The organism is Azospirillum sp. A26 (assembly GCF_042604635.1).
In the GTDB taxonomy this organism is placed as follows: Bacteria; Pseudomonadota; Alphaproteobacteria; order Azospirillales; family Azospirillaceae; genus Azospirillum; species Azospirillum palustre.
In genome coordinates, this window is record NZ_CP170472.1 from 2,919,032 (window position 1) to 2,938,791 (window position 19,760).

Annotated in this window: 20 protein-coding genes; 8 read left to right on the forward strand and 12 right to left on the reverse strand. The window is 69.4% G+C overall.

What is annotated here, in order from left to right:
- Positions 1-84 precede the first annotated feature (84 nt).
- The 6 genes from ABNQ39_RS14630 (at position 85) to sigJ (ending at position 4,011) form a co-directional block, all read left to right on the forward strand.
- Complete coding sequence (locus ABNQ39_RS14630; protein ID WP_376958244.1) at positions 85-876, forward strand: hypothetical protein; 792 nt, start codon at positions 85-87, stop codon at positions 874-876.
- Between the two features lie 97 nt (positions 877-973).
- Complete coding sequence (locus tag ABNQ39_RS14635; protein ID WP_376958245.1) at positions 974-1,762, forward strand: HesA/MoeB/ThiF family protein; 789 nt, start codon at positions 974-976, stop codon at positions 1,760-1,762.
- Between the two features lie 33 nt (positions 1,763-1,795).
- On the forward strand, positions 1,796-2,284 hold the full coding sequence (locus tag ABNQ39_RS14640; protein ID WP_376958246.1) for a DsrE family protein: 489 nt from the start codon (positions 1,796-1,798) through the stop codon (positions 2,282-2,284).
- A 16-nt stretch (positions 2,285-2,300) separates the two neighbouring features.
- On the forward strand, positions 2,301-2,558 hold the full coding sequence (locus tag ABNQ39_RS14645; protein WP_376958247.1) for a hypothetical protein: 258 nt from the start codon (positions 2,301-2,303) through the stop codon (positions 2,556-2,558).
- Between the two features lie 98 nt (positions 2,559-2,656).
- Positions 2,657-3,109 carry a carboxymuconolactone decarboxylase family protein gene (locus ABNQ39_RS14650; RefSeq protein ID WP_376958248.1) on the forward strand — a complete coding sequence of 151 codons (453 nt, stop codon included), beginning with the start codon at positions 2,657-2,659 and terminating at the stop codon, positions 3,107-3,109.
- Positions 3,106-4,011 carry an RNA polymerase sigma factor SigJ gene (sigJ, locus tag ABNQ39_RS14655; protein ID WP_376958249.1) on the forward strand — a complete coding sequence of 302 codons (906 nt, stop codon included), beginning with the start codon at positions 3,106-3,108 and terminating at the stop codon, positions 4,009-4,011. Before ABNQ39_RS14650 ends, sigJ begins: the two co-directional genes overlap by 4 nt.
- Here the strand turns inward: sigJ and ABNQ39_RS14660 are convergent.
- From ABNQ39_RS14660 to ABNQ39_RS14675, 4 genes are all read right to left on the reverse strand, one after another.
- A complete protein-coding gene (locus ABNQ39_RS14660) occupies positions 4,008-4,382 on the reverse strand; it encodes a response regulator (protein ID WP_376958250.1) in 375 nt (124 codons plus the stop codon). The two genes, sigJ and ABNQ39_RS14660, sit on opposite strands and share 4 nt — an antisense overlap.
- Before the next feature lie 76 nt (positions 4,383-4,458).
- Positions 4,459-5,205 carry an HAD family hydrolase gene (locus tag ABNQ39_RS14665; RefSeq protein WP_376958251.1) on the reverse strand — a complete coding sequence of 249 codons (747 nt, stop codon included), beginning with the start codon at positions 5,203-5,205 and terminating at the stop codon, positions 4,459-4,461.
- Between the two features lie 99 nt (positions 5,206-5,304).
- Entirely contained in the window at positions 5,305-5,670 is a 366-nt protein-coding gene (locus ABNQ39_RS14670) for a hypothetical protein (protein ID WP_376958252.1), read from the reverse strand.
- A gap of 199 nt (positions 5,671-5,869) precedes the next feature.
- On the reverse strand, positions 5,870-6,301 hold the full coding sequence (locus ABNQ39_RS14675; RefSeq protein WP_042701979.1) for a Fur family transcriptional regulator: 432 nt from the start codon (positions 6,299-6,301) through the stop codon (positions 5,870-5,872).
- Between the two features lie 458 nt (positions 6,302-6,759).
- On the opposite strand from ABNQ39_RS14675, the gene ABNQ39_RS14680 reads away from it, so the two are divergent.
- Positions 6,760-7,944 (forward strand): sensor histidine kinase, encoded by a 1,185-nt coding sequence (locus ABNQ39_RS14680; protein ID WP_376958253.1) that lies wholly within the window; start codon positions 6,760-6,762, stop codon positions 7,942-7,944.
- 67 nt (positions 7,945-8,011) lie between these two features.
- On the opposite strand, the gene htpG is transcribed toward ABNQ39_RS14680, so the two are convergent.
- The 7 genes from htpG to ABNQ39_RS14715 form a co-directional block, all read right to left on the reverse strand.
- Entirely contained in the window at positions 8,012-9,892 is a 1,881-nt protein-coding gene (htpG, locus tag ABNQ39_RS14685) for a molecular chaperone HtpG (protein WP_376958254.1), read from the reverse strand.
- A gap of 213 nt (positions 9,893-10,105) precedes the next feature.
- A complete protein-coding gene (locus tag ABNQ39_RS14690; protein ID WP_376958255.1) occupies positions 10,106-11,743 on the reverse strand; it encodes a hypothetical protein in 1,638 nt (545 codons plus the stop codon).
- 94 nt (positions 11,744-11,837) lie between these two features.
- A complete protein-coding gene (locus ABNQ39_RS14695) occupies positions 11,838-12,506 on the reverse strand; it encodes a glutathione S-transferase family protein (protein ID WP_109048046.1) in 669 nt (222 codons plus the stop codon).
- Positions 12,507-12,620: 114 nt separating this feature from the next.
- Complete coding sequence (locus tag ABNQ39_RS14700) at positions 12,621-13,082, reverse strand: GNAT family N-acetyltransferase (RefSeq protein WP_376958256.1); 462 nt, start codon at positions 13,080-13,082, stop codon at positions 12,621-12,623.
- Positions 13,083-13,210: 128 nt separating this feature from the next.
- Positions 13,211-14,350 carry a TAXI family TRAP transporter solute-binding subunit gene (locus ABNQ39_RS14705; protein WP_376958257.1) on the reverse strand — a complete coding sequence of 380 codons (1,140 nt, stop codon included), beginning with the start codon at positions 14,348-14,350 and terminating at the stop codon, positions 13,211-13,213.
- A 233-nt stretch (positions 14,351-14,583) separates the two neighbouring features.
- Positions 14,584-15,078, reverse strand: coding sequence for a HupE/UreJ family protein (locus ABNQ39_RS14710; RefSeq protein WP_376958258.1), 495 nt, complete (start codon positions 15,076-15,078; stop codon positions 14,584-14,586).
- A 119-nt stretch (positions 15,079-15,197) separates the two neighbouring features.
- Entirely contained in the window at positions 15,198-15,749 is a 552-nt protein-coding gene (locus ABNQ39_RS14715) for a hypothetical protein (protein ID WP_376958259.1), read from the reverse strand.
- A gap of 121 nt (positions 15,750-15,870) precedes the next feature.
- Between ABNQ39_RS14715 and ABNQ39_RS14720 the strand changes: the two genes are divergently transcribed.
- Positions 15,871-17,442: a DinB/UmuC family translesion DNA polymerase gene (locus ABNQ39_RS14720; RefSeq protein ID WP_376958260.1), complete on the forward strand. Its 1,572-nt coding sequence runs from the start codon at positions 15,871-15,873 to the stop codon at positions 17,440-17,442.
- Between the two features lie 20 nt (positions 17,443-17,462).
- On the opposite strand, the gene ABNQ39_RS14725 is transcribed toward ABNQ39_RS14720, so the two are convergent.
- A complete protein-coding gene (locus tag ABNQ39_RS14725) occupies positions 17,463-19,526 on the reverse strand; it encodes a methyl-accepting chemotaxis protein (RefSeq protein ID WP_376958261.1) in 2,064 nt (687 codons plus the stop codon).
- Positions 19,527-19,760: the final 234 nt, after the last annotated feature.

Below are 19,760 nucleotides of genomic sequence, written 5' to 3' on the forward strand. Positions count from 1 at the left end.
TTTGACGGATTTTGCGAATTCGGCTAAACTCCCCGGCATCAGCAACGTCGTTTCCGTCCGTGCCGACGCCGGGGAGTGACCGCCATGACGGATATTTCCACCTCCACCTACGTCCCGAACCTGTCGAGCAGCGCCTTCTCCCAGTTCAAGGGGCAGACGACCAAGATCGGGGCGGACGGGGCGAATGCCGACAGCCAGACCTTTACGGTCAGCAAGGCCGGCGAATTTAATTTCAAGATCAACAACAGCTTCACCAACGTCGAAATCCGCAACGACCGCAACGAGGTGGTGACCAGCCTCCGGTCGAACGAATCGACGGCGGATGCCAGCGCGCGGCTCGGTCCCGGCACCTACACGGCGACCTTTTCCCAGGCCAACCGTGCCGCGGGCGTGCGCGACTATTCGATGGATGTCACCGAGAAGCAGAACATCCTGGTGACGGCCGGCGGCGCGAGCTTGAAGGGCACCGCCCAGCCACCGGGGAACGGCGACACCGGCGTCCAGAAGCACACCTTCAACGTCGTGCAGGGCGGCACCTTCACCGCCGACATCTCGCTGCCCAACACGCGCTGGGCGATGATGGACAAGGACGGCAAGGTGGTCGCCGCCAGCGACTCGGGCAAGCCCGATGCCCAGCAGAACTTCCTGCAAAAGCCGACCTACAAGCTGCAACCCGGCCAATACACCATGGTGGTGGTGCCGCCGTCCGACCTGAAGTCGCCGACCGATTTCCGGCTGGGACTGGTCCCGCGCAATCCGGACCTGACGGAATCGGGCACCAATCAGGAAAGCGCCATCCAGAAGACGCTGCGCGAGCGGCAGGCCCGCCTGCAGCAGTGGGCGTCCCAAGGGGCGACGACTTCGACCAGGGCCTGAGGGGGCTCCAGCGCGGCGATTGCGCGCTGCCGGCTTCTCGGAAATCGCGGCATCGAATGTTGCTGCAACGGCCCGTCCTTGCGCTATGCTGCGGGCCATGGACTTCACGGACACCCAGCTTCACCGCTATTCCCGCCACATCGTGCTGCCGGAAGTCGGCGGCATCGGCCAGGAAAAGCTGTTGCGATCCAAGGTGCTGGTCGTCGGTGCCGGCGGCCTGGGCGCGCCCTTGCTGCTCTATCTGGCGGCGGCCGGCGTCGGCACCATCGGCATCGTCGATGACGACACGGTCGATCTGTCGAACCTGCAACGGCAGGTGATCCACGACGAATCGACGCTGGGCCTCGCGAAGGTGGAGAGCGCCGCCGCCCGCATCCAGGCGCTGAACCCCGATGTCCGGGTCGAGGCGCACCGGACGCGGATCAACCGCGACAACGCGATGGATCTGATCGCCGGCTACGACCTCGTCGCCGACGGGTCGGACAATTTCGCCACGCGCTTCCTGCTGAACGACGCCTGCTTCCTGGCCGGCAAGACGCTGGTGTCGGCGGCGATCCTGCGGTTCGACGGGCAACTGACCACCTTCAAGGCGCATCTGGGGGCGCCGCACCCCTGCTATCGCTGCCTATTCCCCGAACCGCCGCCGCGCGGCACCGTGCCGTCCTGTTCGGAAGGCGGCGTTCTGGGGGCGCTGGCCGGTTCCGTCGGCTCGCTGCAGGCGACGGAGGTGCTGAAGGAACTGCTGGGGCTGGGCGAAAGCCTGTCGGGCAGCCTGCTGATGATGGACACGCTCTATGCGTCCTATCAGCGCATCGCCATCAAGCGGGATCCCGACTGCGCGCTTTGCGGCGATCATCGAACGATCCACGACCTCTCCGCCCACTGACGGGCGCCGTGGCAAACATGGGAGGCGGCCATCATGCCCACTGCCCTGCCTGAGACCATGCTGAATCCTGTGCCGGCTGCCGGAGCCGGTGGGACATCGGCCCTGTCCATCGTGCTGTTCGCCGGCGGATTCGACCGGGTCCATTACGCGCTGGTGATGGCCAGCGCCGCGGCCGCCACCAACCGCAAGGTCACGCTGTTCTTCACCGGCCGCGCCCTGCGCGCCCTGGTTCATGAGACGGAGCCGGGGGTGCTGGGCTGGCACGACCTGGACCCGGCCGACGACGGCAGCACGCCGGTGGCGCGCGACCGCTATTTCGCCACCCACGGCCTCGCCACCTTCGAGGAACTGCTGGAGGCCTGCGTCGCCATGGGCGTCACGGTGATGGCCTGCGAGATGGGTCTGCGGGCGCTGGGGCTGCCGCCCGGCGTCTGCTTGCGTGCGGACGTGCCGGTCGCCACCGGCGGCGTCGTCACCTTCCTGAATGAGGCGCCCGGCGGCGGCGCCATGCTGTTCGTCTGACACGGCTGGAACGCGCATGAGCGACAACCGCGAAATCCTCGACCTCGCCAACCGGTTCGAGTCGATCGCCACCGACGGGTTCGAGGGGCGTCCCTACCGGCCGGCACTGGCCGCGCTTGCCACCCGCGTGCGCGAGCGGCCGGGGATGGCGCCGCGGGTCGCCCATGCCCTCGGCATCATGATCCAGCTGATCGGCGAGAGCGATCCGCAGGGGCGGTTCGCCGCCAAGGTCGCCATCCTGCGCGACGCGGTGGGAATGCTGAGCGACGCCTGAAAGCCAGGGCTTGAGTGGAGCGCGGGGCAGCCATGCGTCACGCCGGAGGCATGCGGCCCGTCATAGGGGCGATGACACTCCAGACGAGGATGAACACCATGGCTTTCCGTTTCACCGTCGCCGCCGACGCGCCGTCCCTGTACACGCCGATGCTCGCCATCACCAAGGCCATCCGCGGCAGTGGCCTGCCGACCGGGCTGATCCACCTGATCGACCTGCGCGTGTCGCAGATCAACGGCTGTACCTATTGCATCGACATGCACAGCAAGGAGGCCCGCCACGACGGCCAGTCCGACCAGCGCATCGCCGCCGTGGCGGAGTGGGAGCGGTCGGACCTGTTCCTGCCGGACGAGCGCGCCGCCTTCGCCTGGGCCGAGGTGCTGACCCGCACCCAGCATGACCGCATCGACGAGGCGTACCGGGAGCTGCAACGCCATTTCGACGCCGAGCAGATCGCCCAGCTGACGGCGACGGTGGCGCAGATCAACGCCTGGAACCGCATCGGCATCGCCCAGCATATCGAGGGCACCGCCGTCGGGATAGCGGCATGACGGCGCTGGCCGACCCGGACACCGCGCTCGCCGCCTTCGCGGGCGAGCGGGCGCGGCTGCGCGCCCTGGCCTACCGGCTGCTCGGCTCGGTGGCCGAGGCGGAAGACACGCTGCAGGACGCCTGGCTGCGCTGGTCGGCCGTGGCGCCCGGCAGTGTCGGGTCGGCCCCCGCCTATCTCACCACCCTGGTGACGCGGCTGGCGCTCGACCGGCTGCGGTCCGCCCGGGTGGCGCGGGAGCGCTATTACGGGCTGTGGCTGCCCGAACCGGAGGTCGCCGGCTGGGACTCCGAGCCGGAGGACGGCATGGATCCCGAGTCGGTGCCGCTGGCGATGCTGCTGCTGCTGGAGCGGCTGGCGCCGGACCAGCGGGCGGTCTTCGTCCTGCGCGAGGCGATGGACCTCGATTATGCGGAGATCGCGGCGATGCTCGGCAAGTCGGTGGAGGGGTGCCGCCAGATCATGCGGCGCGCCCGCACCAGGCTGGCCGAGCCCGCCGCCTGGGGCCAGCCGGCCAACGCCGCGGATGCCGGGCGGCGTCTGGCCGATGCCTTCGCCGAGGCCAGCGTCCGGCGCGACTATGCCGCCATCGTCGCCCTGCTGTCCGACGACGCCCAATGGCTGAGCGACGGCGGCGGGATGGTGCGGACGGCGGTCAACCCGCTGTTCGGCGCCGACCGCATCGCCCGCTTCCTGATCGGCGTCCAGCGCAAGCGCGGCGTCAGCTTTGGCTTCATCCCGGTGCGGGTGAATGGCGGGCCGGGGCTGCTGGCCGACCTTGGCGGGGCGTTCCGCAGCGTGTGGGCCTTCGACATCGCCCCCTGCGGCGACACCGGGAGCAGGATCCTGCGGGTCTATCAGATCGCCAACCCGGAAAAGCTGGAGCGCGTCGCCGTCTTTTAAGCCGTCGCCTCGTCCAGCCAGCGGTCCAGCGCGGCCAGATCGACCGGGCGGGGCAGGATGGGGAAGGGCAGGTTCGGCATGCGCGGGCCGGTCATCAGGATGCGCGTCTGCGGATAGAGCATGGCCGCCAGCGCCGCGGCGCGGTCGCCGTCGTCGCCCTCATGGTCGAGCGGAAGCAGGGCCACGGCCGGCGCCTCGGCACCGATGATGGTCAGCGCCTCCAGCGCGTCGTCGGTCTGCGAGACCTGAAATCCGCGGCCGGACAGGTGACCGGCCAGCGCCTCGCGCTGGACGAGGTCGGCATCGGCGATCACGGCGCGGCGTCCGCCATAGACCGGCATCCGGATGTCGGCATCGATGCTGAAAGCCACGGTTCCCCTCCGTCCATCATGTTTTTGTTATGGACGGACGGAGTATGCGGGCGGGCGCCCGGGTTGTAAACGCCTGCTACCTGCGGTTAGACCTTCGTCGAATACGGACCACTTCGCCCTTGTGCATCAGCGCCAGCATCGGCAGGTCGCTGGGATGGTTGCCATAGCCCCAGGTGGCGGCGACCGGACCATGGCCGGCGATCCAGCCGGTCACCCGTTCCGCCTTGTCCAGCCGCACGCAGTTGGCGGTGCTGAGCCGTCCGGTCAGCCTGCCGTCCACCACCTCCATGCCGGTCGCCAGCAGATCGTCCACCTCCAGCCCGCGCAGCAGCGCCGGCATGTAGAGGTCGAGTGCGCCGGTGGCGATCACCACGCGGCGGCCCTGGCGGCGGTGCTCCTTCAGCACGTCCAGCATCGGCTGGTGCCAGCGCACGCGCGGCACCATGCGTTCGGCCGCGGCCAGCGCGTCGGCCACCGGCAGACCGTGCAGCGTGCGCTTCAGGTAGATCGCCTTGACCGACCCCGGAAAGTCGCAGCCCGGCCCGCGGCCGCGGACATGGCGATGCAGGGCCGAACGGATGGCATCGGCCAGCGCCAGGGCCGCGCGGCGCCGGCCGATCACCTCGCCGACGAACATCGGCAGGCTGTCGCCATGGATCAGCGTCCCGTCGAAGTCGAAGAAGGCGACTCCGGCCGGCCCGGAGACCGGCGACTCCGGCATCGCCCCCAGGAGCGGCTCCGGCGTTGCCGCCGGCAGCGGTGGGGGCGGCGTGATGCCGGTCTGAGGCTCCAGGCCATGCGGCGGGGATGACGTCGTTTGCATGACCGCAGTTATCCGGCCGCCGCGGGGCGGCGGGCAAGGAGTTTCAGGTCGACATCGAGGAAGACCTGACCCGATGCGGAGGCGGATGGCTTGTCCGGGTCAATGCAGCATGTTCGGGCCGCAGGGCACCTCGAACAGCGGTCCGTCTTCGGAGCCATCGTCGGAGCCGTCATCCTGCCCGGAGCCGTCGTCGGCTTCCTCCAACTGGGCGATCAGGTCGCCTGACGCTTCCTCCAGCCCGGCCTTGACGGCGATCAGCAGGTTGATGATCTCGCCATTGTCCTGCTCCAGGCTGCGGACCCGTTCCTCCAGCCGGTCGATGCGGCGCATCAGCAGATCCGACAGGCGGTCGAGCCGTTCCAGAACGGGGTCGAGGGTCGGGGAGGCGGGCCCGGCCGTGCTCGGCGGGCTCTCGGGCCGGGTGTGGGGGGGCAGGCCCTGGCGGTTGTTGGGACGGTCATCCATGGTGCGGCCGGTTCCGGTCTGTTTTGAGGTTTGCTCCTCGCCTAACCTTGGGCCAGCGCCCCGCAAGGTCCAGACCGGCACCCGATGCACCCCGCAAGCGATGATCGCCTGACCCACCCGTCATGCGGGTGGCGATTCCGGATGGTGGCAAAGTCAGCCGCCACCCCTTGTGCGCATCGAAAACAAGTTCCGTATATAGTTAAGACTCAGATTTATCGGCACGGCGTTTGCGCGGGACGCCGTACAGTTCCAACCGATGGCCGATCAGGTCATAGCCCAATTCGCGGGCTATGCTTTCCTTCAGCCGCTCCATTTCATCGTTGGTGAACTCGATCACTTCACCCGAGTCGACATCGATGAGATGATGGTGATGATCGGTTCTGGTTTCTTCGTAACGGGCGCGGCCGTCGCCGAAATCGAGTCGGTCGATGACATGCGCCTCCTCGAAGAGCCGCATCGTCCGGTAGACGGTGGCGATGGAAATGCGCGGGTCGATGGCGGATGCACGGCGATGCACCTCCTCCACATCGGGATGGTCCGTCGCCTCCGACAGCACGCGCGATATCACGCGGCGCTGGTCGGTCATCTTCAATCCCTTCTTCACGCACAGTTCTTCGAGGCGCGAGGGCATGGACATCCCCTGTAATCCTGTCTTCGTTCGACGGGCGGCGGTTCGCCCCTCCGGTCTCCCTGATGCCCGGAACGCCAGCGGAACGAGCCGGCAACGGAGGCGATCGTGCAATTCGCCCCGGCCAGCCGTTCGCGGCACCCCGAATACCCGACCATCATACTGTGTTTCGCAGACATTCTCAAACACCCACGTTCCCGCCGGACGGCCGAGCAGAGGACGGTTTTACTGCCAAGGGCATAATACTTTCAGTCTATCGGGCAATGCCGTCATGGAGCGGGGTGGAAACCAATTGCTCATAATCCGCTGCTAGGTTTTCCCGAAGGGAATGCCCCCCGATCCGGGGGTGCGTTCGACTGACAGTCAACCGGGCCCGACAATGCCCGACAGGAAGGAGGGAAGCCGCAGTGACGCCGTTCGATTTCCCGCCTTCCACCTCTTCGTTCACGGCGGAGCCGCATATGGACGAACCCGCCTTCACCGCCGCCGGCTTGGCCGTTCCGGTCGCTCCGCTCTCCTCCTCGCAGGAGTGCGCCGCCGCCCTTGCCCGGTTCCAGCGCCAGCCGGAGCTTGCCGCCCTGCCGGTGGTCGACGGCGACGGCCGCGTCGCCGGACTGCTGGAGCGCGGCCGGCTGCTGCCGGACGGCGGCGGAGAGGAGGGCGGCGGCGAGGGGATCGGCGAAGGGAGCGGCACGCGGATGGTCGCCGAGCTGATGGACCCGCATCCGCTGCTGATCGACGGGGCGACGCCTCTGGCGGAGATCGGGCGGCGGCTGGCGCGGCTGAAACCGGCGGCGCTGGTGACCGGCTTCCTGGTGGTGGAGCAAGACCGCTATCTGGGCGTCGGCACGGTCACCGGGCTGATGGCGCGCTCCGCCGAACAGACGGAACTGCGCGCCCGCCAGTTGGACGAGGCGCGCCGGCAGGCCGAGCAGGCGATCCGTGCCAAGACCGCCTTCCTCGCCAACATGAGCCACGAGATCCGCACGCCGCTGACGGCGATGATGGGCTTCGCCGAACTGCTGGAACAGGAGGTTCTGGGACCGCACGCCATTCCGCTCTATCGCGAATATGCCCGCGACATCGCCGAAAGCGGCCGGCATTTGATGGAGCTGATCAACGACCTGCTCGACCTGTCGAAGGCCGATGCCGACCGTCTGGAGCTGGTGGACGGGACGGTGGATGTGGTGCGGGTGGCGATCGGCACGGCGCGGCTGCTGGCCGAACGGGCCGCGCGCCATGGCGTCAGCATCGCCACCGCGGTGCCGCTGGACCTGCCGCCGCTGCGGGCGGACGAGCGCAAGCTGCGGCAGATGCTGCTGAACCTGCTGTCCAACGCGGTGAAGTTCACGCCGGCCGACGGCATCGTGACGCTGCGCGGCCGTCTGGCGGCGGACGGTGCGCTCTGGCTGTCGGTGCACGACACCGGCATCGGCATGACCGGGGAGGAACTGGCCAAGGCGCTGGAGCCCTGGGGGCAGGTGGACAGCGCGCTGGCCCGCGCCCAGGTCGGCACCGGCCTGGGATTGCCCCTGACCAAGCGGCTGATCGAGTTGCATGGCGGCCGGATGGACGTGGTCAGCCGCCGCGACGAGGGCACCACCATCTCGCTGGTCTTCCCACCCCGGCGGGTAGGGCGGGGCTAGAACGGAAAAGCCCCCTTCTCATCAGAGAAGGGGGCTTTCCTTCAGACTTTCCCGGCGCTGGCGATCCTTACGCCAGCCCCTTCTCCATCGCGCTCGCCAGACGGCGGGCGAAGGCGGCGGGGTCGGGCAGGGGTTCGCCCTCGACGATGCGGGCCTGGTCGAGCAGGAGCCACGCCGCATCCTCCAGCGCGTCGGTGGCGCCGCTGCCCTTGGCCCGGTCGGCCAGCCGCTTGATCAGGGCGTGCGACGGGTTGATCTCCAGGATGCGCTTGCCGACCTCGCCGTTCAGCTGCTTGTGCTGCTTCAGCAGGCGTTCCAGATGCATGTCCATGTCGTTGTCGTCGGCCACCAGACAGACGGCGCTGTCGGTCAGGCGTTCGGACTTGCGGACGTCCTTCACCGCGTCGGACAGGGTCAGCTTCAGCAGGGCCAGCAGGTCGGTCAGCTCGCCCTCCGGCGTCTTCTCCTCCGGCTTCTCGGTCTCCTCGCCCTTGATCTTGCCGAGATCGGCGCCGCCGCGGGTCACCGACTTGAACGGCTTGCCCTCATAGACGCCGACCGACGGCATCCAGAACTCGTCGACCGGGTCGGTCAGCAGCAGGACCTCGACGCCCTTGGCCTTGAAGCCTTCCAGCTGCGGGCTGCGCAGCAAGGTGTCGATGTCGTCGCCGCTGATGGTGAAGATGGCGTCCTGGCCCTCCTTCATGCGGGCGACATACTGCTCCAGCGACACCAGCTCGTCGCCGGCGGTGGTGCGGAAGCGCAGCAGCTTCAGCAACTCGTCCCGGTGCTCGTAGTCCTCATAGAGGCCTTCCTTCAGCACCGCGCCGAAGTTTTCCCAGAAGCTGTCGTACTCGGCCGCGTTCTCGCTGTCCTTGGCCTTCTTCGACAGCTCCGACAGGACGCGCCGCGTGATGCCGGCCTTGATCTTGGCCAGCATCGGGTTGTGCTGCAGCATCTCGCGGCTGATGTTCAGCGGCAGATCCTCGCTGTCGACCACGCCGCGCACGAAGCGCAGGTAGGGCGGGATCAGCCCTTCGGCCGCGTCGGTGATGAAGACGCGCTTGACGTACAGCTTCACCCGGTGGGCGCGCTTGGGATCGAACAGGTCGAACGGCTTGGTCGAGGGCACATAGAGCAGGTTGGTGTATTCCAGCGCCCCTTCTGCCCGCCAATGCAGGGTCAGCCACGGATCGTCGAAGGCGTGACCGACATGGTGGTAGAATTCCTTGTACTGGTCGGCGGTGATCTCCGACTTCGACCGGGTCCAAAGGGCCGACGCGCTGTTCAGCGCCTTGGCCTCCTCGCCCTCGCCGAACAGGATCGGGATGGCGATGTGGTCGGAATATTTGCGGACGATGCCGCCGAGCCGGGCCTCGTCGAGATACTCGTCATCGCCCGCGCGCAGATGCAGGACGATCTGCGTGCCGCGCGGCAGGCCGTCGGCCTCGGATATCGTGAACTCGCCCTTGCCGTCGGACTCCCAGCGCCAGCCGGTGGCCTCGCCGGCCTTGCGGGTCAGGACCGTTACCTTATCGGCGGCCATGAAGGCGGAATAGAAGCCGACGCCGAACTGGCCGATCAGGTTGACGTCCTTCTTGCCGTCGCCCGTCTCCGTTCCTTCCAGCGACTTCATGAAGGCGGCGGTGCCGGAGCGGGCGATGGTGCCGAGATTCTCGACCAGATCGTCGCGGTTCATGCCGATGCCGTTGTCGGCGACGGTCAGGGTCCGCGCGTCCTTGTCGACCAGCAGGCGGACCTTGAGGTTCGGATCGTCGGCCGAGAGTTCCGGCTGGGTCAGCGCCGCGTAGCGCAGGCGGTCGCAGGCGTCCGACGCGTTGGAGACCAGTTCGCGCAGGAACACTTCCTTCTCGCTGTAGAGCGAGTGGGCGACGATGTCGAGCAGACGGCTGACCTCGGCTTGAAAACTGAGCCGTTCCTCGGTCATGGGGGCACCTTCGTTGGTTTTTGCACGGGTGGTGGCGTCAAGACGGCGGAGATATGTGAAAGCGTCCCGGCCGTTCAAGAGGCTTGTGCCGTGCAACCGCGGGAGGTGTGCGGCGGGGTGTCGCGGTGGAGTGCCGCAGGGGGGTGGTGTTGTGGAGGCGGGGTGTGGGCGGGGTGTGGGCGGATCGGCCCCCCACACCCCGTACCCGATCCCTTATTTCTTCTTCGGCTTTTCCGCCGGGGCCGGGGCGGGCTCGCTGCCGCCGCCCAGCAGGGCCGTCATGTCGGCGCCGTTCAGCAGGAGCTGCCCGGCGTCCGTGATGTCGATCTTGTAGGTGCGGGTGTCGGCGCCGGTGTCGTCCTTGCCGGCCTGTCCCAGCGCCTGCACCATCGCCAGACCGGCGAGCAGATCCTGGGTCTCCTTGTCCGGCTTGGCGCCGGGGGCCGGCTGCATCGCCTTCACCGCGGCGTCGATGCCGCGCAGCAGGACGGTGGCGCCGCCGGTGACGCCGAAGGCGGCCTGGGTCGCGACCTTGACCGCGCCGGTGGCGGTGCCGGCCGTCGCCGGGGTGTCGAGGTTCAGCGCGTCGATGCGCAGTTCGGTCCCGGCCTCGCCCATCGCAGCCATCGCCTGCTGCATGATCACGTCGGACGAGGGCGAGGCGGGGGCGGCTGCCTTGGCCTTGGCGCCCTTCTTCGCCGGAGGGGCCTCTTCGGCCTCGGCGGACTTGGCCAGTTCGGTGAAGGCCTTCCACAGGGCGCTGTTCGGCATCTTGGCGACCGACAGCTTCATTTCGAAGGCGCGCGGGGTGAAGGCGACCGGGGCCGGCGACGGCGTCATGGTGAAGTCGCGCGCCTCGATGCCCATGCTGGCGGTGGACATCGCCTGATCGAGATCGGTCAAGCCGCTGCGGAAGGCGAGATGGCCGAGAGCCACCGCGGTGCCGTCCTCCGGATTGACGAAGGACAGGTTGGACAGGCGCATCGCGCCGCTGATGCCGCCGAACATGCCCTGCAGCTTCGGCAGCAGTTCGGAGCTGGTCGGCGCCACGCCCTTGGCGGCGGTCTGCTCGGACAGCTTCTGCAGCGCGCTGACCTTGGTCAGGTCGACGCGGCTGTAGGTCGCCTCGGTGGTGACGCCGCCGATCTTGAGCAGCTCCTTGTTCTTGTCGTCCTGCACCGACAGGCCGCCGAAGGCGAAGGCGGCCGGGCCGCTCCACAGGGTGGCGCCGCCGGTGCCGGTCTCCGGCTTCAGATCCTGCACCATGGTCATGGTGGCGATGGACACCTTGCCCTTGCCGCCGGCGGCGGTGACCGCCAGATCGTTGAAGGCGCCGTCGACCGTCAGCAGGGTTTCCAGCGCACCCGACCAGGTGCTGGTGAAGGACTGCTTGCCGATGGTGATGGTGGCGGCATCGACATATTCGTCGTTGTCGTCGAGGTTCTGCACCTTCATGGCGCTGGGCAGGGTGATCGACACGCCGTACTGGCTGTCGTCCTTCGGCGTCACCGCCAGCAGGATGGTGCCGATGTCGAACAGGGTGCCTTCCGCATCCTCGGCCGACAGGCGCGGCAGCGCGACGTCGTAATGGTCGCCGGCCGGCTTGACCGTCGGTTCGCCCTGCCATTCGAAGCCGATGCCCTCGCCATCCTCGGCGGGCGGCGGGAACCAGCGGGGCAGGTCCTTCTTCAGCGACGCGGCGAGCGCCTTGGCGCCGGCATCGTCGACGGCCGGCGCCGCCTGGGCGGGCGACCAGCCGGCCACCAGAGCCAGCATGCCGCCGGCGATCAGGGCGGGCCTGAGGGAACGGACCGGCAGGGCCGGAGCGGGCGAAGAACGGCGGAGACGCATCGAGCAACTACTCCCAAATACGATTTAGGGAGCACGTTAATCTTGATACGCCCGGCCGGTCCATGCCCCTCTTGGGCGAAATCCAAACAGGATATTAAAAATCCAGGTCGGCATAGTGCTTCGGCGGTGGGCAGCCGGTGATGTTGTCGGCCAGCAGCGCGCGGAAGCTGGGGCGCGACTTGATCCGGGCGTACCAGTCCTTGGCCTCCGGGCTGCGGTCCCACGGCACGTTGTCGATATAGTCGAGGCAGGACAGCTGCACCGCGGCGGCGATGTCCGCCAGGGTGAAGGACGACCCGGCCAGCCAGGGCCGGCGCTCCGACAGGAAGGCGATGTAGTCGAGGTGGTAGGTGACGTTGGCCAGCCCGGCGCGAATCGCCGGCGCGAAGGGGTGGCCCTGGCCGGACAGCCGCTTGATCAGCTTTTCGCCGACGAGGTTTTCCGCAACCTCGCGTTCGAACTTGTGGAGGAACCAGTCGGCGACCCGCCGCACCTCGGCCCGTGCCGCGATCTCGCGCGGCAGCAGGGGGGTGTCGGGATAGGCCTCCTCCAGATATTCGATAACGGCGAGGCCGCCGGCGACGACCGTCCCGTCCTCCTCCACCAGCACCGGAACCTCGGCGGCCGGGTTCAGCTTCAGGAATTCGGTTCGCCGTTCCCAAGGCCTTTCGACCACGGGTTCGAAGGGCAGGCCCTTCTCGGCGAGCATCACGCGCGCGGTGCGCGACAGGGCGTGGATCGGGTGGTGGTACAGGGTTCGCATGGCGGCGGGACTTTACCGCAACGCCGCAAACGAAAACAGCCCGCGCATCCGAGCCAAATCGTCTCGTTGGAGGAAGTTTCGCGGGGCAAGCGGGAGGACGGGGGGAGCGGCCCTCTACCCCGCCCGTGACAGGCGGTAGAGCACCAGCGCGTCGGGCTGGTTCGACGCTTCGCCGACCGGTGTCCAGCCGTTGCGCTCGTAGAAGGCGCGGGCGTCGGCGTTGCGGGCGGCACAGGCCAGCTCGGCCGGCCGGGCACCGCCCTGCAACAGGCCCAGGGCCTCGCGCAGCAGGGCCGACCCGATGCCGCGCTTGCGCCAGCCGGGGTCGATGAACAGGTTGTGGATGATGCCGGCCTTGGGATCGAGCGAGACGAAGCCGACCACCCTCCCGTCCGTCTCGGCCACCAGCACCGAATCCCCGCGGACGCAGTCGTAGTAATCGTCCAGCCCGAACCGCTCGGCGGGCTGCCAGGAGAAGGCCTGGCGGCGGCCGTGCAGGAAGATCTCGGCACAGCGGGCGGAGTCGGCGTCGCGGGCGGAACGGATCGCGATGCGCACCCCTTCGCCGGCCGGCATGCCTGTCTCCTTCCGTCCGTTGCGCCCGATCACGAGGATCAACCGGATGCCGCTCAGACTATTCCACCGGCGGGGCGTGCGGAAACGGTCCTTTCGTCCTGTCCGGCCAGTTGGCGACCAACGGGCGATCAGCGCGGCGGCTTGTCCTCGCTGCTTTTGCCGGAGGTGCCTTTCTCGGCAGGGGGACTGCCGTTCCCTGTCTTGTCTCCGGCGGCGGGGGGCGTGTCGGTCGCGCCGGCCGGCGGACGGGTCGGCTCGTTGGCGGCGCTGCCGAGCAGGCCGGCCTCGCGGTAGAAGCGCTCCGCCCCCGGATGCAGGGGGACCGAGACGTTGGCGACCGCGCGGGCGGGGTCGAAATTGCGGCCCTGCGGATGCCCGTCGGCCAGGACGCGGCGGGTGTTCTCGTGCCACAGCGCGCGGACGACGCCGTAGATCAGGTCGGGGTCGCGGTCGGCGCGGGTCAGCAGCTCCGCCCCCAGGCTCAGCGTCGGGGTGGTGGCGCTGCCGGGATAGGCGTTGGCCGGGATTTCCTGCTCGATGTAGAAGCGCTGGCCGCGCAGCAGCCGGTCGGCCGGCTCGCCGTCCAGCGGCACCAGACGGATCGGCACCCGCGCCGCCACGTCGCTGACCGCCGCCACCGGATAGCCGCCGACCATGAAGAAACCGTCCAGCTCGCCCTTCGCCAGCCGGTCGGCCGCGGTGCCGGGCTTCAGGTAGAGCGGCGTGATCGTGCTTTCCGACAGGCCGTAGGCGTCCAGGATCAGCCGCGCCTCCACCAGCGTGCCGGAGCCTTCCTCGCCGAGCGAGATGCTGCGGCCCTTCAGGTCGGCCATGCGGTCGATGAAGCCGTCGGAGCGGACGACGATCTGGATCGCCTCCGCATAGAGCATGCCGAGAGAGCGCAGTTCGGTGAAGGGGCGCTTGCCGGTGAAGCTGCCGGTGCCGCTGTAGGCCCAATAGGCGACGTCGGCCTGGGCGAAGCCGGCCTCCACCGTGCCGGCGCGCAGCATCTCGACATTGTCGACCGAGCCGTTGCTGGCCTGCGCCACCACGATCAGGCCGGGGATGCCGCAGCTCCCGCCCTTGTCGCAGGGGCGCGAGCCCGGCGGGTTGGAGATGGCGTTGGCGATCAGCCCGCCGATCGGGAAATAGGTGCCGGAGGTGGTGCCGGTGCCGATGCGGAAATAGCGGAGGTCCTGCGCGGCGGCCGGACCGCCCAGCAGCCCGGTGCCCAGCAATCCGCCGCCCAGCAGCGGAGCCAACGCCACCCCTCCCGTCAGGCCGCCCAGCAAATGGCGGCGGGTAAGGCGAACCGCATCGGAATGCGTCCCAGGTCCCGGAGAGGGGAGTTCCGGCGGGGGTGGGCAGGCTTTGGCGGCTGCGCGGGGCACCGGATCGTTCCGTTCGTCTGGCCCGTGCGTCCCGAGCGGGAAGGGCGGGGAGGGGAAGGTCGTGCCTTCAAAGATTTCCGCGCAACCCTGTCATTTCAAGGCGCATCCGGTCAAATCACGCCGACGAGGTCGAGAACGCCGGCGACTGCTACCGCACCGCCACACAGGCGCACGGCGCGGTCCGACTCGGCCTGCGTCACCGCAATCGACAGGCCCAGCCCGCCGCAGGCGACCAGCATCAACCCTGACGCGAAACCGGCCCAATAGAGCGGCGGCCCCTGATGCGCATGGCCGTGGAACACCGCGGCGACCGCGGCGACCAGCACCGCCACCGCAGCCGGGGCGCGCACCCCCAGCGCCACCAGCGACCCGACCACCAGCAGCGAGGCGGCCAGCCCCGGCCCGGCATAGGGCAGCCGCACGCCCATCTGGGCGGCGAAGCCCGCCGCCAGCGCGGCGGTCACGGCGGCGGCCGGCACCTGCCACACCGCGGTGCCGCCGGCCTGTCCGGCCCACATGCCGATGCCGAGGATGCCCAGCAGATGCTGAAGCACCCACACCGGCGTGGTCAGCCCGTTGCCGAAGGCCCCCGTCACCGTCGTCATGCGCCCGCATCCCCCCGTCCGTTCCGCTCCGGCTGCCGGTATGGCGGCTGAGCGGGGGCGGGGTCAAGCCGCCAGGACCGGCGCCGACACCGGTGCCGATGGTGGAGGAGGGGTTGACGCTACCGCGCCAGCGGGTCGCCGAACTGGCGCAAATCGTTCTCGCGCCGCATCAGGTCGCGCTGGCCCAGCGGGTCGAGCCGGCCCATGGCGTCGTCGGTCCGCATGCGGTCGACCTCCGGCCGGATCAGGTCGCGCTTGAAGGCGTCGGTGGCGCTCTGCGACGAAGGCGGGGGCGGCACCGGGATCGGGCGCGGCGGCTGGGGCAGGGCGGCCGGGTCGGGCGGCGGCGACGAACTGCCGCGGCGGCGCTTGGGCGGCGGCTGGTCGGTGCTGTCCGGGTCGCGCCGGATTTGGCGGTCGTCGGTCTGCCGGGGGGGGGCGGGCTTCGAGTCGGCCCGTGACTGCTCCGCCTGGATCTGGCTCCAGGTTCGTCGCTCGCCCCCGCCGGGAACGACCGTCTGGTTGTAGACGGGCGGAAAGGCCTGGGCGCGGCCGGGATTGTCGTCGCGCAGGTCCGACGGCGCGCAGGCGCCGGCCGCCAGCAGGAGAAGGAGCGGAGCCAGTCGGCTGACGACCGGATGGCGGGCGAGGGGCGGGGGATGTGGGATCATGGACGGAATGTCGGCACTACCGAACGTTTCGGCAAGATGACCCCAAAGGAGGGATTCCCTTTGCGGTCAAGGCAGCGCTAGTATGTTCTTTGTTTGTTCCTGGTGATCGAGGGGAGAGGGATTGGTCCGCGGAGCAGAGAGAACCAGGCGCCGCATCCTCGCCCTGTGGCTGCCGCGCCTGCCGACCGACGCGAGGGAGCGGTTCATGCCGCCGGAGTCGCGCGCACGCCCCTTCGTCCTGCTGCGGACGGAGCGCCAGCGGCGGGTGGTGGTCGCGGTCAACCGGGCGGCGGCGGTGCTGGGCATCGCTCCCGGCCATACCCTCAGCGATGCCCGTGTGCTGGAACCGGCGCTGGAGGTGGCGGAGGCGACGCCGGAGGACGATTCGGCCCTGCTCGGCCGCATCGCCGACTGGGCACGGCGCTACAGCCCCTGGACCGCGGCGGACGAGCCGGACGGGGTGGTGATCGACATCACCGGCTGTGCCCATCTCTTCGGCAATCCTTTGCTTGAGGGCGAACCGGCGCTGGCCGCCGACCTCACCGGCCGGCTGCGCGCCGCCGGCTTCGCCGCCCGCGCCGTCATCGCCGACACCCCGGCCGCCGCCTGGGGGCTGGTGCGGTTCGGCAGTCCGGAGCAGCGGCAGCGCGAGTCGTTGGATGGTTTGCCGCTCGCCGCCCTGCGGCTGCCGGCGGAGACGGTGGAGGGGCTGCATGCGCTGGGCCTGCGCCGGATCGGCGATTTGCATGCCATGCCGCGGGCGGGGCTGGCGGCGCGGTTCGGGGCCGGGTTGATGCAACGGTACGATCAGGCCTTCGGCCGGCTGGACGAGCCGATCTCCCCGCGCCGGCCGGTGCCGGACCATCGCGAGCGCCTGACCTTCGCCGAACCGATCGCCACGCCCGAATCGATTGCCGGGGCGCTGCGCCATCTGCTGGGAAGGCTGTGCAAGGGGCTGGAGGCGGCGGGGCAGGGGGCGCGCCGGCTGCGGCTGGATGCCCACCGCACCGACCAGCGGGTGGACGACGAGCCGCAGAGCCTGACGCTCGGCACCAGCCGCCCGACCCGCGACCCGGCGGCTCTTGCCCGGCTGTTCGCCCCGCTGCTGGAGCGGATCGAGCTTGGGTCGGGGCCGGGGCCGGGGCTGGAAACCCTGGTGCTGTCGGCGACCGAGACGGGACCGCTGTCCGCCGTCCAGACCGCAATCGACGGGGAGGAGGCCGGCGACCAGGGGAATGACGACAAGCTGGCCGAACTGGGCGACCGGCTGGCGCTGCGGCTGGGGGAGCGGGCGGTGCTGCGGCTGGTGCCGCGGGAAAGCTGGCTGCCGGAGCGCTGCGTGGCGCCGCATCCGCCGATGGAGCGCCTGCCGGCGCAGAAGCCCTGGCCGGCCGGGCAGCCGCGCCCCCTGCGCCTGCTGACCCCGCCCGAACCGGTGGAGGCCACCGCGCCTCTGCCCGACGACCCGCCGCTGCTGTTCGTCTGGCGCGGCGTGCCCCACCGTGTGCGCCGGGCCGAAGGGCCGGAGCGGATCGAAGGCGAATGGTGGCGTGGGCAAGGGTCGCTGGGGCTGGCGCTGCGCGACTATTACCGAGTCGAGGATGAGGGCGGCCGGCGCTTCTGGCTGTTCCGCGCCGGCCTGTACCGCCCTGACGAGACCCCGCGCTGGTTCCTGCACGGGTTTTTGGCGTGAGGTGTCGGGCAGCCGCCCGCTTACCCCGCCCGGTCGAGCTGCTTCAGGAAGGCGATGTAGCGGTTGATGTCCTCCATGCGGCGGGCATGGTCGTTCATGTCGGACAGGCGGCCTTCGATGGCCTTCTGGGCGCCCTCCACCTCGTCGATCACCGCATGGATGTCGGTCTGCAACTCCTGCGAGGCGGTGGCGGCCTCGTCCATGCGGGCGCTGGTGTCGTCCAGCTGGCCGCCGACGGAGCGGACGGAGGTCACCACCTGGTCGATGGCGCGGCGGGTGTCGGCCAGCGTCTGCTTGGTGTCGTTGGCCAGCTTGCGCACCTCCGCCGCCACCACGGCGAAGCCCTTTCCGGCCTCTCCGGCGCGGGCGGCCTCGATGGTGGCGTTGAGTGCCAGCAGGTTGGTCTGGCTGGCGATGCCGTCGATCACCGCCAGCACCTTCTCGATGCTCTTGACCACGGTGGACAGCTGGTTGAATTCGCGGACCAGCGCCTCCTTGCGGTCGGCGTGGCCGTCGAACAGGGTGGCGTGGCGGTTCAGCGTCGCCTCGATCGCCGACATCGAGCCGCCGATGCGCGCGGCATAGCTGGCGGTCTCCTGCACGCCGCCGGTCAGCGTCACCAGCGCGTCGAGATAGCTGTGCATCCGCTCGATCACGCTGTTGCGGATGCGGCTGAGCAGCTCCAGCCGGTTGTAGCGGGTGGCGATGAAATAGCTCTGGAACCGGGCGTAATGCACCGGGAAGCGGTCGACCATGTCGTCGGAGAACCCAGTGCCGGGCGGCACCTCGAAGAACATCAGCGCCGACAGGGTCTGGTTGATGTTGATGCCCAGCAGCTCGCCGAAGGTGGAGAAGCCGGCGGCGGCAAGCCCGTCGAAGGCATGGACCCGCGACAGCTGGTCGGGGTTGTTCAGCCGGCGCAGGATGCAATCGTTCAGGATGGCGCCGACCGGCCGTGGCTTGTTGCGCAGATAGGCCGAGAGGTCGTCCTCCGTCTGGCGGACGAAATCGGTCGCCTCCACCAGGCACAGCGAGTCGCCGGGATTGACGTCGCAGTAGAAGGCGACCTCCCCCTTCTCGAAATCGAAGCCGGAGATGGAGCGGATGAACAGCTCCCCCTCCATCTCGATGGCGAAGGTGTTCTTCGCCAGCTTGCCCGGCAGCTCCTGCGGCTTGCAGCGCAGGGATTTGGCGAGCGCGTCGATGAAGCCGACGACCTCGAAGCCGTCGCGGTCGATCACGCTGCGCACGATGCGGCGCATCGGGTCGGCGTCGACCACGGCGAAGCGGGTCTGGGTCGGCCGGAAATTCTGCGACTTGAAGATGCCGTAGCGGATGCCGGGCGCCATCTTCAGGAAGATCGTCACCGCAACGTTCTCCAGCACGCGCTGGCCGTCGAACAGATGGGTGTTGCGGAAGTCCAGCTTGCCGCCCGCCGAACCGCCGATGAACAGGCAGGGGAAATGGCCGGAGCGGTAGACCGCCTCCATGAACCAGCTTTCGCTGGCCGACAGCCCGTCGATGAAGGTCAGCGCCACCGTGTCGTGGCTGTCGACGGGGAAGGGAACGCGGATGCGATCAAGCTCGCCGCGGATCGCCTCCACCCGGGCCGGCACATCGCGGGTCGGGCGGCCGCCGCGCAGGTCGTCGCAATGCAGCGGGACCGACTGGATGCTGACCCCGGCGAGCAGGCGCGGGCTGAAGGATTGCAGCACCACGCTGTCCCAGCGGTCGCCGGCCTTGCGGTAGAGCGGCTGGCCCTCGGCCGCGCACAGCTCGCCCGCGCTGGAGACCAGCACCAGCTGGGTCGCCGCCGGCAGGGCGGAGCGGACCGCCCGCGCGGTGGCGGCGAAATCAACATGCGGCGACACGAAGCCGACGACCAGCGCCGGTGCCCCGGCGGCGAAATTCAGCCCCTCCAGCGCCGCGGCACCGATCCGCTCCGCCGGCAGGCACAGGCTGCGGATCGGCTGTTCCGCCGGTCCGGTGGCGTGCGCTGCCGGTTCGGGCCCGCCAGCCGGGGTGCCCGCCGGAGTGCCGGGGACGGGGGAGGTCGGGGAGTCCGAGCGGAAGAAAGACAGCATGCTGGCGAATCCTCGGTCGTCTTTGTTGTTCATCCCGCGCACCGGCGGTGCCCGTTTTCTGCTGAATGCCCGGGTATGGCTCATTGTGCCGACATTTTAGCTGCCGCTCGGTAGCGCTTCCTGTCGGGGGGACTCCGTATCCGGCTGCGGCCTGTCGCCGCATCCATCGGCAGGTTGGGGGCGGTTGTGTGGTGGCAAGTCCGGGCGGTGGTCGATTCCGCTTGTGGGGCCAGC